The organism is Streptomyces sp. NPDC003247 (genome assembly GCF_042888135.1).
Classification (GTDB): Bacteria; Actinomycetota; Actinomycetes; order Streptomycetales; family Streptomycetaceae; genus Streptomyces.
In genome coordinates, this window is the sequence record NZ_JBIAPF010000001.1 from 598,326 (window position 1) to 615,128 (window position 16,803).

At 74.9% G+C, this 16,803-nt stretch carries 12 protein-coding genes; 3 read left to right on the plus strand and 9 right to left on the minus strand.

Features of this window, described 5'->3' with window-relative positions:
* From ACFYWQ_RS02550 to eccD, 8 genes are all read right to left on the minus strand, one after another.
* On the minus strand, positions 1–348 hold the full coding sequence (locus ACFYWQ_RS02550) for a hypothetical protein (RefSeq protein ID WP_389512054.1): 348 nt from the start codon (positions 346–348) through the stop codon (positions 1–3).
* Positions 349–396: 48 nt separating this feature from the next.
* Positions 397–750 (minus strand): YbaB/EbfC family nucleoid-associated protein, encoded by a 354-nt coding sequence (locus tag ACFYWQ_RS02555; protein WP_389512863.1) that lies wholly within the window; start codon positions 748–750, stop codon positions 397–399.
* On the minus strand, positions 650–3,220 hold the full coding sequence (locus ACFYWQ_RS02560; protein ID WP_389512055.1) for a hypothetical protein: 2,571 nt from the start codon (positions 3,218–3,220) through the stop codon (positions 650–652). The genes ACFYWQ_RS02555 and ACFYWQ_RS02560 overlap by 101 nt, the downstream gene beginning before the upstream one ends.
* A 107-nt stretch (positions 3,221–3,327) precedes the next feature.
* Positions 3,328–3,741, minus strand: coding sequence for a hypothetical protein (locus ACFYWQ_RS02565; RefSeq protein ID WP_389512056.1), 414 nt, complete (start codon positions 3,739–3,741; stop codon positions 3,328–3,330).
* Positions 3,742–3,879: 138 nt separating this feature from the next.
* Positions 3,880–4,182 carry a WXG100 family type VII secretion target gene (locus tag ACFYWQ_RS02570; protein WP_389512057.1) on the minus strand — a complete coding sequence of 101 codons (303 nt, stop codon included), beginning with the start codon at positions 4,180–4,182 and terminating at the stop codon, positions 3,880–3,882.
* A 50-nt stretch (positions 4,183–4,232) separates the two neighbouring features.
* A complete protein-coding gene (locus ACFYWQ_RS02575; RefSeq protein ID WP_389512058.1) occupies positions 4,233–4,562 on the minus strand; it encodes a WXG100 family type VII secretion target in 330 nt (109 codons plus the stop codon).
* A gap of 270 nt (positions 4,563–4,832) precedes the next feature.
* Positions 4,833–6,329: a type VII secretion protein EccB gene (eccB, locus tag ACFYWQ_RS02580; RefSeq protein WP_389512059.1), complete on the minus strand. Its 1,497-nt coding sequence runs from the start codon at positions 6,327–6,329 to the stop codon at positions 4,833–4,835.
* Between the two features lie 5 nt (positions 6,330–6,334).
* A complete protein-coding gene (gene eccD / locus ACFYWQ_RS02585) occupies positions 6,335–7,741 on the minus strand; it encodes a type VII secretion integral membrane protein EccD (protein WP_389512061.1) in 1,407 nt (468 codons plus the stop codon).
* A 662-nt stretch (positions 7,742–8,403) separates the two neighbouring features.
* Between eccD and eccCa the strand changes: the two genes are divergently transcribed.
* Positions 8,404–12,399: a type VII secretion protein EccCa gene (gene eccCa, locus ACFYWQ_RS02590; protein ID WP_389512063.1), complete on the plus strand. Its 3,996-nt coding sequence runs from the start codon at positions 8,404–8,406 to the stop codon at positions 12,397–12,399.
* A gap of 223 nt (positions 12,400–12,622) precedes the next feature.
* Here the strand turns inward: eccCa and ACFYWQ_RS02595 are convergent, their stop codons facing one another.
* On the minus strand, positions 12,623–14,014 hold the full coding sequence (locus ACFYWQ_RS02595) for a S8 family serine peptidase (RefSeq protein ID WP_389512065.1): 1,392 nt from the start codon (positions 14,012–14,014) through the stop codon (positions 12,623–12,625).
* Between the two features lie 229 nt (positions 14,015–14,243).
* Between ACFYWQ_RS02595 and ACFYWQ_RS02600 the strand changes: the two genes are divergently transcribed.
* Together ACFYWQ_RS02600 and ACFYWQ_RS02605 are read left to right on the plus strand one after the other, a co-directional pair.
* Positions 14,244–15,803, plus strand: a complete 1,560-nt coding sequence (locus ACFYWQ_RS02600; protein ID WP_389512067.1) for a protein kinase — start codon at positions 14,244–14,246, stop codon at positions 15,801–15,803.
* 434 nt (positions 15,804–16,237) lie between these two features.
* Positions 16,238–16,789, plus strand: coding sequence for an RNA polymerase sigma factor (locus tag ACFYWQ_RS02605; RefSeq protein WP_389512069.1), 552 nt, complete (start codon positions 16,238–16,240; stop codon positions 16,787–16,789).
* Positions 16,790–16,803 lie beyond the last annotated feature (14 nt).

Genomic DNA, 16,803 nt, shown 5'->3' on the forward strand with positions numbered 1-16,803 from the left:
TCAGCGGATCCCGTGGACGGCGCGGGTCAGGGCGTGCGCGTTCGCCGTGTTGGTCTCCTCGACGGCGATCAGGTTCGTGGCGGTGGCGTCGATGGCGTCGTACGCCTGCCGGAACGCCGTCTCCAGCGACTGGAGCAGGGTCAGCATGTCGTCCTTGGCGGGCTCGTAGACCGCGCGGAACGCCCGGCCCGTCTCGTCGTCGTACGCGTCGGGCTGCTCGTTCGCGGCCACGGCGGTGACGAGGCCGGACCGGAGCAGGCCGACCGTCGACGCCAGGTCGCCGTTGAAGTGCCGGCCGCCGTCCCTGATGCCCTCCGGGTCGGCGACGATGTGGTTCCTGCTGGGCAAGGCCCGCTCCTCTCCGTCGTTCCGTCGGTTTCCGTCCCTGCGCGCCCGTCAGCTCTGCTGGCCCGGGAGGGCGCCGCGGCCGAAGGCGTCCAGCAGGTCGGCCAGGTCGGCGCGCCCGCTCATCACGTCGTCGACCTCCAGGTCCTCGGGCACGATCGGCCCGAGGACCTCCTCCAGGTGCGCGGCCGCCTCCCGCTGCGCCCTGCCGATGGTGTCGAGCAGCACGGCGGACAGTTCGCTCGGCGCCATGGTCCGGTAGCGGCCGGTGTGGAACTTCAGCTCCGTCACCGTGCCCCGGGCGTCAGCCGTTGCGCTGACCAGGTGATCCTTGGACGTTGCCGTCCCGCTGAGCGCCGTGAGCGCTTCCTGTGCCTGGCCGGCCCGTTCGAGGGCCTCGTCCAGTTGCGACTGGACCTCGTCCAGGAGTGCCTGGAACGGGTTGCTGCTCACGCGTGCCTCCCACGGGTGCGTTCTGCTGCGGTGTCCTGCCGAGCACGGTCGGAGCCAGCTCCGGGTCCGTGCCCCATACGGCGGCGTCCTCGGCGAGCCAGGTGGTGCGCTCGCGCTCCTTGTTCTGCTCCCCGCCGGCACCCCCGGAGCCCATGCCCCCCATGCCCATCGGCGGGAAGAACGGGGACTGCGACGACGTGGCCGTCGTGCCCGAGCCGGTGCCCGTGCCGCCGGTGCCGGTGCCGTCGCCACCGGTGTAGGCGTCCAGGAAGGCGTCGTCGGCGCCGTCGGAGGACAGGGCCGGCTGTGTGAAGTCGAAGCCGCCGGCATCGCCGTAGCCGTAGCCGCCGCCCCCGTCGTCGTAGCCGGTGCTCGACGTCGACGGGAAGCCCTGGTCGCTCAGGGACGGGGTGGTGTATCCGGGCGACGACGCGTCGACGGGGTCGGCGGCCACCGGCAGCGCGGACCGGCTGTCACCGGAGCCGGGCAGGGCGATGCCCGGCTCGCCGCTGCTGCTGCCGCCGGCGGGCAGCGTGAGGCTTGGGAAGTCACCGGTGCCGCCCGCCGCGGGGGTGACCAGCTGGTCGGTGGGCAGGCCGGCCGCTTCCTCGAAGTCGTTCAGGGCCGGGTCGAGCAGGTCGCCGGTGCCGGTCGCGGGCGCCGACGCGTCGTCGCCCCGGCCGCTTCCGCTGCCCGTGCCGGTGCCGGTGCCGACCGTGAGACCGGGGGTCGCGCCGGCCGACGGGACGAGCGTCCCGGTCCCCGTTCCCGTTCCCGTCCCGGTGCCGACGTCGGCGTCGGTACCGGTACCGGTACCGAGGCCGGTTCCGGTGCCCGCGGCCGTCGCGCCGGTCAGGCCGGTGCCGGCGTCGGAGGTGCCGAGGCCGGGTGCGCCGTCGAGGCCGGTGCCGCCCGCGCCGACGGCGCCGCTGCTGCCCGTCCCGCCGGCTCCCCCGCCGGCTCCCCCGCCGGTCTCCCCGGGCATGCCGATGTCGGAGGTGGTGCCCGCGGGGACGCTCACCCCCGTTCCGGCGCCCGTTCCGGCGCCCGTTCCGGCGCCCGTTCCGGCGCCCGCGCCGCCGGTCGCACCGGCCGCGCCGGCCGTGCCTTCCGTCCCGGTCAGGCCGGAGGTGTCGAGGCCCGTCCCGGCGCCGGCCGCGCCGGCCTCGCCGATGCCGCCCGTCCCGGCGCCGGCCGCGCCGGTCTGGCCGGACGGATCGATGTCCGCCGTGCCCGTCCCGCCGTCCGCGCCGAGGGCGCCGGCACTCCCGGCGCCGCCCGTGCCGGTGCTGCCGGGCGGGTCGACGTCCGGTGTTCCGGTGCCCTCGGCACCGCCCTGCCCGGAGCCTCCGTTCCCGCCGTTCTGCCCGTGGAGGAGGTCCTCCAGCGCGTCCTCCAGGCCCTGCTGACCGTCGTCGCCCGACTCGTCGTCCGGCGCGCCGGTCAGAGCGGTCCTGATGACGTTGTTCAGCTCGCGCAACTGGGTCGTGGACTGCTGGTAGCCGCTGGTCAGCGCCGAGACGATGCCCACCACCGGGTAGTCGAGGTACGTCTCCGCCGTGTGCCGCCAGGCGTCCTTGACCGCCTGCTCGACGATGTCCCAGGTGCCGGCCTGGTCGACGGGACCGAGCACCGTGCCGTCGTGGGTGAGGACGGCCGGCTCGGCCCCCGCGGTGTTGAACACGACGACCAGTCCCCGCGCGTACTCCGCCATGGCGCCCTGCGGCGACGCGGACGGCTGCGCCTGCCACGTCTCGAACGCGGACCGCATCGCGTTGCGCGCGTTCCACAGGGCCTCCTGCGCGGCGTTGACGGCGGCGACGTACCCGCCGTCGACGCCGCTGCCGGACGCCGTCTCCAGGATCGTCTCGTAGGCGGTGGCGATCCGGCCGACGATGTCACCGAAGCTGGACGCCGCCAGTCCCTGCCAGCCGTCCTGGTGCAGCGCGCCCTGCCAGGTGTTGAGGTTCGGCTCCCACTTCTGGAAGTAGGCGATGGCGGCGGTCAGTTGCTCGCGCGCCCGGTCGAAGCTGTACGGGCTGGTGGTGTCGGTGCCGTTCCCGTCGAGCGCGGAGAGGGTCAGGTAGCTGCCCATGTTGTAGCCCCACCAGGCGCTGCCCCCGCTCTCCAGGCTCTGGTCGCCGTCGAACATGCCGAGCCCGGCGGTGCCGGTGACCGGGTTGGTGACCGACCCGTAGCCGCTCCAGGGGCCCGAGACGGTCCTGGTCTCGGTGCCCATGACGTAGCTCCAGGTGAACGCGGCCCGGAAGGGGGCGCCGCCGCGCTGGTTCCAGTAGGCGCGGGTCCACCGCGGGGCCAGGACCTCCTCCTTGCTGGGGATCTGGCCCGGGGTGGAGCCCTGCGCCTGGCCGGACCCGGCGAAGATGTTCACCAGCTCATGCCACTGTGTCGGATCGGGCACCGTAGCTCTCCAGCGTCGGTCGGGTCGTCAGGTCGGTGGGTCAGGACTCGTCGTGCCGAGTGGTCAGGTCACGTCAGGACGGGGCGGGTCGGCAGGTCGTCGGGGCATCAGGTGGTCGTGTCGGGGGTGTTGGTGCCGGTGCCGCCGCGCTCGGTGATCGCCTCGCCCACGAGCCGGCCGAACTCCTTGCCGGAGATCGTGCCGTCCTCCTCGACCTGCTCCATCGCGTCGCCCGTGTCCGCCAGGGCGACGATCATCGAGTCGGTGATCGTGAAGTTGAACCCGAACTCGTTCTCCAGCGCCTGACAGACCTTGGTCATCTGCGCCATCAGCTGCGCGGCCGGGGGGAAGTCGGGCGAACCCGCCAGCAGCTTGTCCGTCTTGTAGTACGCCAGCTCGTCGTTGGCCTCGCGGGTCTCGTCGCGCATCCCCGGCAGGTAGCCGTCCGAGGTGCGGTACATCCGCAGGACGTCCGCGGAGTACTCGGTGGTACCGCCCGAGTGTTCGGGAGACTTGGGCATCCTCTGCTCCGTAATGCGTCGAAGGGGCCGTGCTGCGTCAGGGGGTCCGCCGGAGAGCCGGTGCCGGGAGGGCGCGGGCCACCGGCCCGGCCCCTCCCGGGCACGCGGGGGGAGAGGGAGGGAAGTAAGGAGGCGCGGCTAGGCGCCCGCCAGCCCTTCCCAGCGGTTCTGCTCGTTGACGTCGGTCGTGTAGTAGCCCTGGGTGTTGTCCACCAGGACGGTGTTGCCGGAGTTGAGGACGTTGCCCATCTCGTCGACCTTCGCGGTCCACTTGTCGTGCTCGATCTTGTACTGCTGGGCCATGGCGCCCTCGAGTTCGCTGATCACCGTCTGCACGGTCGTGTGCACCGTTTCGACCTGGTTGCGGACCGCGGTGGTCATCTGCTGCAAGTACTCGCTCGCGGTCCCCGAGGCGCCGTAATTGATCATGAAGTCGGGCATGGTGCTCTCCTTGGTCCTGGGACGGGTGCTGGGTGTGTCGGCCCGCAGCGCTAGGGGTTGACGCGGCTCAGGAAGGAGGCCGAGGCCAGCAGGGCGTCGTCCTCCGTGGTGGCCGTCGCGGTCTTGGTGCCGGAGAGCGCCTGCGACATGCTGTCCATCATCGCGGTGAGCTGATCGAGCTTGGCCAGCCAGGCGTCGATCGCGCCGCCGTACGTGCTGCCGGCGTTCCCGGTCCAGCCGGTGGAGAGGGTGGTGCGGGCCTGGTCGACGCCCGTACGGATGTTCTTGCAGGCGGTGACGGCCCCGTCGATCGCGTTGGCGGCGACCGAGTGGGCGTGGTCGGTGACCTTCGTGTTCGGCTGGCCTGTCGGTGTGGACATCGCGCTAGTGCCTTTCCGTTGTCGTGGCCGGGCGGGGAGCCGCTCTCGGGCTGCCCGCTGTCATGCGGTCGTGCGGTCGTAGGGGGGCCGTGGGGTCGTAGGGGGCCGTGGGGTCGTAGGGGGCCGTGGGGTCGCGGGTGGTCGTACGGTCATAGGGGCCGTGCGGTCGCGGGTGGCCGAACGGTCGTAGATGGCCGTGCGGTCGCGAAGGGTCGTACGGTCACGGGGGCCGTGCGGTCGGTGGGTCAGGGGGGCCGTGCGGTCGGTGGGTCAGGGGGTCTCGTCGCCTCCGCACTCCGGGTCCGGTGTGGCGGGGGCCGGTCCCGTCAGGGCGGGTTCCGCGGCGCGGTCCGGGTCGAGGATTGGCCCGGTCGGCAGCAGCCGGAGCAGCGCGGGCGGCAGCCGCACCACGTCCGTGTCCGCGTAGGACAGCTGTCCGGCCACCGTCGCCGCGGAGAGCGGGTACTTGATGCCGTCGCCGGTGACCAGGTACCGGGCACCGCTCGTGCCGGTCCCCGCGGCCGTCGGCATCGCCAGCACTCCGCTGCCGGGGCGCACCCCGATCCGGTCGGGGGCGGGGCAGCCGGCGGCGACCCCCTGGCGCGCCACCACCGGCACCCCGGTCGCGTACGCGGCCGGCACCCGGACGAACGTCTGCCGGGGCGTGGCCCCGTCGGGGGTGACCTTCAGGCACGGCACGGTTCCGGTCCGCGGCGCGAGCGCCCTCGGCGGCCGGGTGGGCAGCGTGTCCGCGTCCGTCGCCGTCCCGGCGTCCCCCGCCAGGTGCTGGGCCGCCTCGTCCGGCTGGAGGACGACGGCGGTCGCCTCCCGGCCGGCGTAGGCCTTCTCGCGGGTCCGCGGGTCGCCGCGCAGCAGTTGCAGTTCGGTGAGGGTCAGCGGCACCAGGCCGGCACGGTCGAGCAGGTAGTACTGCTCGGCGGCGCCGGGGGTGCGGACGACGAAGTACTGGCCGACACGGCTCTGCCGGCCGCCGAGCACGGGGCCCTTCGCGCCGCGTCCGGCGACCTCGGGCGGGGACAGGTCGGGTCCCGCCGGGACCGCGGCGAGGAAGGCCTCGCCGACCGCGAGGGGTTCGGTGGTGCCGTAGCCCAGCGACGGGAGCGCGCCGTGCGCCGTGTCCAGGCGCAGCCGGGTGCCGCGCCACAGCAGGTAGTCGGTGCTCCGTCCGCCGTCGCGGGCGGTGACCAGCAGGGCCTCGTCCGCGCCGAGGTCCTGACCGCCGGACGGCGCGGTGCCCACGCCGAGCGTGGTGGTCGGTTCGCGGGTGCCGTCGCCGGCGGCGCGCGAGGTGGCGCACACCTGCCAGGCGGAGTCGGTGAGCTGGTCCGCGGCCGGCAGGGAGTCGGGGGCGCCGGGGATGCCGATGGGGGTGCCGCGGGGCACGTCGGCGAGGGTGGCGCGGGAGACCTGCCGGACCGTGCCGTCCTCGCCGGTGACGAGCTTGGCGGAGGCGTAGTTGACGACGGGGCGCAGGACGCCGTCGCCGTACAGGTAGCGCGCTCCGGTCTCCTTCTCCACGATCAGCACGCCGGGTTGGCGCCAGGCGTCGGAGTCGCGGGGGAAGAGCAGCCCGACCACGGTGAAGCCGACGCAGAGCAGCACGCCGATGAAGAAGCCGACGACGGCGCCCCGGCGGGTGCGGCTCATCGGGGTGTCCAGGGCGTCGGGGTCGGCGGCGAGCATGCTGGAGGTGAGCCGGCCGACGGTGAACGAGTACGCCTGGACCTGGTCCCGTCTGGACTGCATGGCGGCTAGCTCCACATCTCGCGGAGGGCGGGCAGCACTCCGAGGTCGATCAGGACCGCGGGGAGCAGGGCGACGGCCGCCAGCGAGTGGAGCAGGTCGGCGGCCCTGCCCCAGTACGGGATGAACCTGCGGCCCGGCACGTGCCACGCGGCGACGACCAGGGCGGCGCAGGCCACGGTGGCGACGGCGAGCGCGACGCCGCGGGCGGCGGCCCCGTCGTGCCAGACGCCGGCGACCGGCAGCAGCAGTGCGCCGTAGCAGCCGGGCAGGACGACCGCGAGGTGCTGCCGGGCGCTCGTCATGCCGCGGCCGTGCAGCACCAGCAGCAGGCTGAGCACGCCGCCGAGGGTGTACGCCTCCCAGCCGGTGCCCGTCGAGAGCGCGGTGAGGCAGGCGGCGCACACGACGCCGGCGGCCACGTACAGGGCGGTCATGTAGCGGTCGGCGACGGCGGCGCGGGTCAGGACGGCGCGGGCGGGGAGGGGGTCGATGCCCTCCTGGAGCTGGGCGGCGTTGGTCGGCAGCGGCGGCAGCCTGAGCCCGGACAGCCGGAAGGAGATGACGGGGATGAAGGTGCCGAGCAGCGCGGTGAGCGCCGCGATCGTCCCCGCGCTCTGCGACGGTCCGAGGTCCGCGGACAGCCCGATGACGCCGGCGGCGGCGACGAGCAGGCAGACCAGCACCACGGCGGCGAACAGGGCGGCCGCCGCGGCGGCCGCGGAGACGGCGAGCACCGCGCCGCCGGCCGCCGCGGTGGCCGCTGCGAGCAGCCGCGCGCCGAGCAGTGCGGGGCCCTGGGGGCCCTGCGGCACCAGCCAGCCCGCCAGTCCGAAGAACGGTACGGCGAGCGCGCCGAGCACCGTCCCGACGACCGCGTCCCCCATGGCGCGGGAGGCGGCGAACGCTCCGAGCAGCAGCAGGACGCCCAGCCCCATGGCGACCGCCGACTGGAGTCCGGGCGCGTGCAGGCCGGCGAGGACGGTGAAGGCGGCGGCGAGCGCGGCGGCGGCCAGGCCGAGGAGCAGCCTGCGGGTGAACTCGGGCCGCCACTGGTCGGCCCGGTCGCCCATGCCGGTGGAGACACCGTCGATGAGGTCGTCGAAGTGGACGGGCGGCAGCTGCTCGCGCCGGGGCCTGAGATGGACGGTCTCCCCGTCGCGCAGGCCGAGTTCGGCCGGGGTGGCGTCCTCGTCGAGCGCGGGCGAACCGAGCCGCTGGAGCACCCAGCCGCCGTGCTCCAGTCCGCTCTCGTCGAGGCTGGTGCCGTCGGGTGCCGCGTGGCTCACGAGCGCCGGCATGAGGTCGGCGAGCGGGACGTCGGAGGGAACGGCTATGTCGATGACGCGTTCGGGGGCATGCACCACGAGCCGAGTGAGTTCGGCGACGATGACGCTGGCGTTGGCTGTGCTCACGCGACGCTTTCCGTTCCCGGTCGGGCCGGCGGGTGGACTCCGGCGGCTGGGCTTGTGACGGACGACTTCTGGCGGACGACTGCTGACGAACGACTTCTGGCGGACGGGCTTCCGGCCGACAGGCTTCCGACCGGCAGGCTCCCGGCCGACAGGCTCCCGGCCGACAGGCTCCCGACCGGCAGGCTCCCGGCCGGCGGGCCTGTGACCGACGGACGCGCCTCCGGTGGGCGGGCTTCCGTCAGGCAGGCCTCCGACCGGCAGGCCTCCGGCCGACAGGCTCCCGGCTCGCAGGCCTCCGACCGGCAGGCTCCCGGCCCGCAGGCCTCCGACTGACCGACGCCCGTCGAGGGACCGCCCCCGACGGACGAGGCCCGTCGGCCGGTCGGGCCCCGGCCGTCACCGGTCCGCCGGAACCAGAAGCTAGCAACGGCTCTCCGCTCGCCCCCGCGCCTGCGGGGTTCCGTGCCTCATCGGTCCCTTGTCCGGGTCTGAAAGTGCGGCAACCCGCCCGCGCACGGCCCCCCGGCACCCGCCCGCGCCGGAGACTGCGATCACTCCCGTACGTGCCGTGCGCACCGCACCGCCCGGCCGCCCCGCTTCCGCCGGCGACGCCCGGCCGCCGGGGACGCCGCACCGGAGAACACCGAACCGAGAGGACCCGCGTGAGTCTCCTACTGTTCCGCCGCCCGCCACGCCGGCCGGGTCCCGAGGCACCGGCCGGTCAGCTGGAGCTCCAGGAACCGCCCGTCCTCCCCGAGCGGCAGAGCGGGCTGTCCGCCGTGTTCACCTACCTGCCGATGGCCGTGATGTCCCTCGGCATGGTGCTGCTCTTCGTGCGCCCGGGCGGCACCGGCACCGGCACCGGCGGCAGCACCACGTACACGTACCTGATGGGCGGCATCCTGCTGGTCTCCACCGTGGCGATGCTCGTCGGGCAGCTGGTGCGGACCGCGAGCGAACGCAAGCAGCGCGTCAGCGGCGACCGCCGCGACTACCTGCGGTACCTGTCGCAGAACCGGCGCCGGGTCCGGGAGGTCGTCGTACGCCAGCGCGACGTGCACGCCTGGCGCAACCCCGACCCGGCCGCCCTGTGGTCGGTGGTGCGCACCACCCGTCTGTGGGAGCGACGGGCCGGGCACGGCGACTTCGGGGAGGTGCGGCTCGCGGTCGGCGAACAGCGGCTCGGCCTGCGCCTGGCGCCCTTGCAGACCAAGCCCGTCGAGGACCTCGAACCGCTCGCCGCGCACGCCCTGCGCCGCTTCGTCCGCGCCTACACCTCCGTCGCCGACCAGCCCATCGCCGTCCACCTGCGGGGCTACGAACGGGTGCAGCTGCGCGGCGACACCGACGCGGCCCGCGCCATGGTCCGCGCCGTCCTCGGGCAGCTCGCCGTCTTCCACGCCCCCGAGGAGCTGCGCGTCGCGGTCTGCGCGGGGGACGCGGAACTCGCGCACTGGGAGTGGGCCAAGTGGCTGCCGCACGCCCAGCACGCCACCACGGCGGACGGGGCCGGGCAGCGGCGGCTGATCACGCGCACGACGGCGGAGCTGGAGGAACTCCTCGGTGAGGACTTCACCGCCCGGTCCCGCTTCGACCCCCAGGCCGCGCCCGCCCTGGAGGAGCCGTTCACCGTGGTCCTGCTCGACGAGGCCGAGGTGTCCGCCAACTCCCGTTTCGCCGGGGGCGGTTACCGCAACTGCGTGGTCGTCGACGTCAGCGGCTGCCTGCCCTGGGAGAGCGGGCCGCACATCCTCGGCCTCGACGTCGCCGCCGACCTGCTGCGCATGGTCGGCCAGGACCGCAACGGCCGCGAGACCACCTCGCCGCTCGGCCGCCCCGACGCCCTGAGCCCGGTCCGCACCCGTTCCCTGGCCCGGCTGCTCGCCCCGTACCGGATGAGCGTGGCCTCCGAGATCACCGAGCCGCTCACCACCGACTTCGACCTCACCGCCCTGCTCGGCGTCCCCGACCTGCACACGTACGACGTCTCCCGGCTGTGGCAGCACCGCGGCCCCGGCGAGAGCGACCACCTGCGGGTGCCCATCGGCATCGCCGCCGACGGCTCGCCCGTGGAACTCGACATCAAGGAGTCCGCGCAGAACGGCATGGGGCCGCACGGCATGCTCATCGGCGCCACCGGCTCCGGCAAGAGCGAACTGCTGCGCACCCTCGTCTCCGCCCTCGCGCTGACCCATACCTCCGAAGTGCTCAACCTGGTGCTGGTGGACTTCAAGGGCGGCGCCACCTTCCTCGGCCTCGAACGCCTCCCGCACACCTCCGCCGTGATCACCAACCTCGCCGACGAGGCCGCCCTGGTCACCCGTATGCGCGACGCCGTGCACGGCGAACTGATCCGCCGGCAGGAGCTGCTGCGCGCCGCCGGGAACCACAGCTCCCTGCTGGAGTACGAGCGGGCCCGCCTGGCCGGGGCCCTCCTCGACCCCCTGCCCTCCCTCCTCGTGGTCGTCGACGAGTTCAGCGAACTGCTCGCCGCGCACCGCGACTTCATCGACCTGTTCGTCATGATCGGCCGGCTCGGGCGCAGTCTCGGCGTCCACCTGCTGCTGGCCTCGCAGCGGCTCGACGAGGGCCGGGTGCACCAGCTGGAGTCGCACCTGTCGTACCGCATCGGCCTGCGCACGTTCTCCGCGATGGAGAGCCGCGGCGTCCTCGGAGTGCCCGACGCCCACCAGCTGCCGTCCGCGCCGGGCAACGGCTACCTCAAGAGCGACCAGGCCACCCTCACCCGCTTCAAGGCCGCCTACGTCTCCGGCCCCTACCGGGCCAAGCGCCAGTCGGCGCAGACGGCCGCCGGCACCGGGGCCGTGGTGCGCTACGACGCCGGGTACGTGCTGCCCGCCCACCCCGCCCCGGCACCCCAGGCACCGGTCCCGGGCCCGGACCGGTCCGACGAGGAGACCGAGAGCCTGCTCCAGGTCGCCGTCGGCCGGCTGCACGACCTGCCGGGCGCCCGGCCCGCCCACCGCATCTGGCTGCCCCCGCTGTCCACCCCGCCCAGCCTCGACGAACTCCTCGCCGCGGAGCCGCACCTGGCCGGCACCCCGCACGACAACTACACCGCCGTACGCCCGGACGGCGGCGGCCTGCGCGTGCCCGTCGGCGTCGTCGACCGCCCCTTCGAACAGCGCCGCGACCCGCTGGTCGCCGACCTCGGCGGCGCCGGCGGTCACGTGGGCGTCGCGGGCGGACCGCAGAGCGGCAAGAGCACCCTGCTGCGCACCCTGATCACCGCGCTCGCCGTCACCCACACCCCGCGCGAGGTGCAGTTCTACTGCCTGGACTTCGGCGGCGGCAGCCTCACCGCGCTCACCGGACTGCCGCACGTCGGCTCCGTCACCGGCCGTGTCGACGTGGAACGCATCAACCGCACCGTCGGCGAGTTCACCTCCCTGCTGGCGCGCAGGGAGACGGCGTTCGCCGCCCACGGCGTCGACTCCATGGCCGGCTACCGCCGCCGGCGCGCCGCGGGCGAGTTCCCCGACGACCCCTACGGCGACGTCTTCCTGGTCATCGACGGCTGGTCCATCCTGCGCCAGGACTTCTACGACCTGAGCCAGACCGTGATCCAGCTCGCCGCGCGCGGCCTGAACTACGGCATCCACCTCATGGTCGCCTCGCCCCGCTGGGCCGACATCCAGCCCGCGCTGCGCGACCAGATCGCCAGCAAGTTCGAGCTGCGCCTCGGCGACGCGGTCGACTCGGTCGTCGGCATGCGCAAGGCCCAGGAGGTCCCCAGGATCGCGGGCCGTGGCCTGACCGAGGACCAGCACCACTTCCTCACCGCGCTGCCCCGCGTCGACGGCAGCGGCACCCCGGCCGACCTCACCGAGGGCACCCAGGCGCTGGTCGGCGCGGTCCGTGCGGCGTGGGACGGCCCGGCCGCGCCGCCCGTGCGGATGCTGCCCGCGACGGTCACGCCGAGCGACCTGCCGCCCGCCGAGGGGATCCGCGTCCCGCTCGGCGTCGAGGAGAACGAACTCGCCCCGTTCTGGCACGACTTCGACACCCACCCGCACCTGATCGTCGTCGGCGACACCGAGAGCGGCAAGACCAACCTGCTGCGGCACGTCGCCCGGTCGATCGTCCGTCACCACACCGCCGACGAGGCCCTGTTCGCCATGGTCGACCTGCGCCGCGAGCTCTACGACGCGGTCCCGGAGGACTACCGCCTCAGCTACGCGGTGTCCCTCGACGCGGTCCGCGAGATGATCGCCGCGGCGGCGGCCGCCATGCGGCCCCGCGTGCCGGGCCCGGAGATCACCCCCGAGCGGATGCGGACCCGCGACTGGTGGCACGGGCCGCAGGTCTTCCTCCTCATCGACGACTACGACCTGGTCAGCGGCAACGGCTACGGCGGCACCCCGTTCGACCCGATCCTCGAACACCTCGCCCAGGGCGCCGAGACGGGCCTGCACCTGATCGTCGCCCGGTCGGCGGGCGGCGCCGGGCGCGCCATGGGCGACCCGCTGCTGCGCCGTCTGATCGAGGCCAACACGCCGAGCGTGCTGCTGTCCTGCCCGCCGTCGGAGGGCATCCTGTTCGGCGATGTGAAGCCCCGCGAGTTCCCGCCGGGCCGCGGCCTGTGGATCTCCCGGAGGCGCACCACCCAGGTGCAGACGGTGCTGCTGGAGGAGTAGGGGCCGGCCGGCGCGACGGGACGGAAGCGCAAGGGGGCCGGGGCACGAAGTGCCCCGGCCCCCCGCGTCACGCTTCCCTGCCCTGGACCCGCCATCCCCCGTTCCGTCACGTCTCCCGGCCCCGGACCCGCCATCCCCCCCGTTCCAGCACGGTCCCCGCGCCCGGACCCGGCATCCCCCGTTCCGTCACGGTCCCCGTGCCCGGAGCCGCTCCGTCCCCTGTTCAGTCACGGTTCCCCGGCTGCCAGCCTCGGGCGCGCCCGCGCGGCACCACCGCCCCCAGGACGGCGGCGAGGACGGCGACCGACGCCGATCCCCCGACCACCCCCCAGGCGGCCAGCGGCGACATGGCCTCGGGCCGCTCCGGCACACGGTACGAACCACCGTCGCCGTCCCGCATCCCCTGGCCGTCCCGCGCCCCCTCGCCGTCCCGCGTCCCCTGGCCGTCCCCTGTCCCCTCGCCGTCCCGCATCCCCCGGCCGTCCCCCGTCCCCTCGCCGCCCCCTGTCCCCGCGCCGCCCCCTATCCCCGCGCCGTCCCGCGCCCCCTCGCCGCCCCCCGTGCCCTTCCCGTCTCCGTCACCGGTCGGTGCGGCGGCCCGGGACGACGTCCCCGGTGCGACGCCGGAGAGCGCCTCCGCCGGGTCGACCAGCCCGTACCCGGCCAGCGGATCGGGCACCGGCCCCGCGGACCGCACCGCCGTGGCCCGCAGCCGGGCGACGACGGCCTCGGCGGACAGCTCCGGCTCGTGGGCGCGCACCAGCGCCGCCGCCCCGGCCACGAACGCCGCCGCGACCGCGTCCCCACCGCCGGTGAAGTGCCCGCCGCCGGGGCCGACGCTCAGCACCCGGTCGCCGGGCGCCACCAGGTCCGGCGGCGACGGCAGGGCATCGCGGCCGGACGGATAGGGGCCGCCGTCCACCCCGACGGACGCCACGCCGACGACACCGGGCAGGGCCGCCGGATAGGCGGGCGCGCCGCTCCGCTGTCCGCCGGCGGCCGGGGCGACGACCACCACGTCCCGCTCGGCGGCCGTCTCCACGGCCGCCTTCAGCCGCTTGCTCGACGCGCCGTAGGCCACCGAGACCAGCACCACGTCACAGCCGCCCCGGACCGCGGCCTCGATGCCCGCGGCGATCGCGTCCGCGTCCGTGGCGCCCTCGGCCGTCGTCGCGCGCACCCCGAACACCCGGGCGTGCGGGGCGACTCCCGTGAACCCGGTCCCGTCCCGCCGGGCACCGGCGACGAGGGCCGCGGTGAAGGTGCCGTGGCCCACGCAGTCCCGCTTCCCGTCCCCCGAGGCGCGGCCCTTCAGCACGGCGGTCCCGGTGTCCACGCCGGTGTCCACGACACCGACGGTGACGCCGTCGCCCAGGCTCAGTTCCTGCGCCCGGCGCAGTCCGAGGAGCTGCTGCGCCCACGGGGTGAGCGTCACCGTCTTCTTCGACGCGGGGGTGCACCCGGCGTCCGCGTCCACCTGCTCCGGCATCGCCGGCAGCGCGTCCGAGGCCGGCGGACCCAGCGGGACGGCGGCCCGGGCCCCCGTCGTCCCGCCCGCGACCAGTACCGCCGTGCACCCGAAGGCGACTCCGATGCCCTGACTCCACTTGCGCACGTCCTCGCGCCCTCCGTGTCCTCACCGCGCCAACGGCCCCGTGCCGCTCGCGTCCGTCACCGCGCGAACGGCGCCGTGCCGCCCCGCGTTCGTTCGATGCGTCCGGCGGGGCATAAGTTCGGCCGGGTGAGGGGAAGTCAGAGGTCACCGCGTCACATGCGGACGCCGGTATTCCTGAAAGCCGCCCACTGGCCACTTCCCCGTCATCTCGTCCCCGCAGGGTGTCCCCATGCAGTTGCAGGTACCGCACCACATCGGCCGCTACCGGCTGGAGAAGCCGTTGGGCTCCGGCGCCTTCGGAACCGTCTGGAGGGCCCACGACGACTCGCTGGACGCCCCGGTCGCCATCAAGGTCATGGCCGACAACTGGGCCCGGCGGCTGGATCTGCGGGAACGTTTCCTTGCGGAGGCCCGGCTGCTGCGGCAGGCCGCGTCCCCGCGGGTGGTGCAGGTCCACGACATCGGTGAACTCCCGGACGAGCGGCCGTACTTCGTGATGGAGTACGCGGACGGCGGCACCCTGGAGGACCGGCTGGCGGACGGCCCGCTGCCGGTGGACGAGGGGCTGCGGCTGGCGGCGGAGGCCGCCCGCGCGGTGGCCGTGCTGCACGAGGCCGGGATCCTGCACCGTGACGTCAAGCCGTCGAACATGCTGATCCGCTCCGAACTCGGCGCGCGGCGCAGCCGGTTGCTCGTCGCCGACCTCGGGCTCGCCAAGAGCCTCGCCCACGCGTCGGGTCTCACCATGACCGTGGGCTCGGCCGGCTACATGGCGCCCGAACAGGCCGAGCCGGGCGCCGGCATCGACGAGCGGGCCGACGTCTACGGGCTGGGCGCCCTCGCCTACCACGTCCTCACCGGTGCCGTCCCCGCCGCCCCCGGGAAGGTCGTCCCGCCCGGCCGGCTCCGCACCGGTCTGCCGGTCCGCGCCGAGCGGGCGGTCCTGCGCGCCCTGGAGCCGGACCGGGCGCGCCGCTGGCCGAGCGCGACCGCCTTCGCGGACGAACTCGACGCCCTCGCCGCGCAGTCGGCGGCCTCCCCGGCCGAGGGCGGTCCGGGGGGCCGCGGGGGCGCCGGGACCGTGGAACGCGGGCGCCGGTGGCCGGGCCGCCGAAGACGGCTCCTGCTCGGCGCCGGGGCGGCCGTGACGGCGGCCGGCCTGGTGGGCGGCTGGTTCGCCGTCGACGGCGCGGGGCACTCCTCGGGCGCCCTGCCGCGGACGGGCGAGCGGGAACCGGCGGGGTACACCTCGGTCACCCCGTCCGTCCTGGCGGCCTCCCCGGGCTCCGCCGGCCCCACGTCCGCCGCACCGAGCGCCTCGCGGGCCGCCCGTTCGACGGCACCGGCCGCCGACGGGACGGAGAGCGTCCGGACCGCGGGCGACACGCGGACCGTGGCGGCGGCAGCGGCCGCCCCGTCGGCGTCGGCCTCGGCCACCGCGTCCGCCACACCGGAGTGGACGACCCTGTGCGTCCAGCCCGACCAGGCGCTCGGCTCCGGCGCCGCCTGGAGCACCAACCGGACCCGGATGGTGATGCGGACCGACGGAGACCTGGTGATCTACGGCGAGGACGGCCGTGCCCGGTGGTCGTCCGGCACCTCGGGCAGCGGCAACAGGGCCTACTTCCAGGGCGACGGCAACCTCGTCGTGTTCGACGGGAACGGCACGCCGCTCTGGCACACCGGGACCCAGGGCCACGACGGGGCGATCCTCTGCCTGGGGGCCGACGGCAACGTCAACATCATCTACCAGGACCAGGCCATCTGGTCCGCCCACACGGGGCACTGATGCCGACCCGGCAGACCCGCGCCGCCGCCCCGCACGGGCGCCTCCGCTCCCGCACGCCCCAGGTACTCGTCGATGATGCTCATGGCGTCGGTCCTCCCAGTACGCACGACGGCGGGAACGGCGTCGGACACGCCGTCGGACCCGGCTTCGGACACGACTTCGGCTACGACGGCGACGGACGGCCGAACCCGCCCCGAAGCCTCGTCGGCGACTCTAGGAACCCCCCGCGCCCGCCCGGGGACGGTGGGCCGAGAGAGGCACCGAAAGGAAGCGGGATCTTCCCCTTCGTACCCCCGACGGGCCGTGCGGCGGGGACGCGGACCGTCGTCCCGGCCGCCGGAACCCACAGGGCGGCCCCGTGCGGCCCCGGGCGGCCGCTGACACGCGACACCACGCAATCCGTACCGGCACCACCAGTCACCAGGGAGTCATCCGTGCTGCTCGCCGCCGACACCGAGACCCTCGCCGCGCGTGCGGCGGCAGGCGACCGGCAGGCCCTGGACGCCTTGCTCCAGGCGATCCGGCCGGAGGTGCTCCGGCGCTGCGGACGGTTCCTGCCCTGCCGCGAGGACGCCGAGGAGGCCGCGCAGGACGTGCTGCTCCAGGTGGCCCGCAAGATCACCACCTTCCAGCAGCGCAGCCGGTTCAGCACCTGGCTGCACACCGTGGTCGCCAACTGCGCCCGCCAGAAGTACCGAGAGCTGAAGCGGCGGTCGGCCGAACAGCCGTTGCCGGCGGAGGAGACCCACCGGGCGGACCCGCGCACCACGAGCGTGATCGCGGGCTCGCGCATCGACCTGCTGGAGGCGCTCGAACGCCTGGAACGGGACCATCCCGCCCTGGTCGCGCCCCTGGTCTACCGGGACATCTGCCAGATGGAGTACGCCGAGATCGCCGACCGCACCGGCCTGCCCCTCGGCACGGTCAAGTCCCGCCTGCACAGCGCACGCCAGTGCGTACGGCAGTGGCTGAGGCCCGGCTTCTGACGGACCGGGCGCGC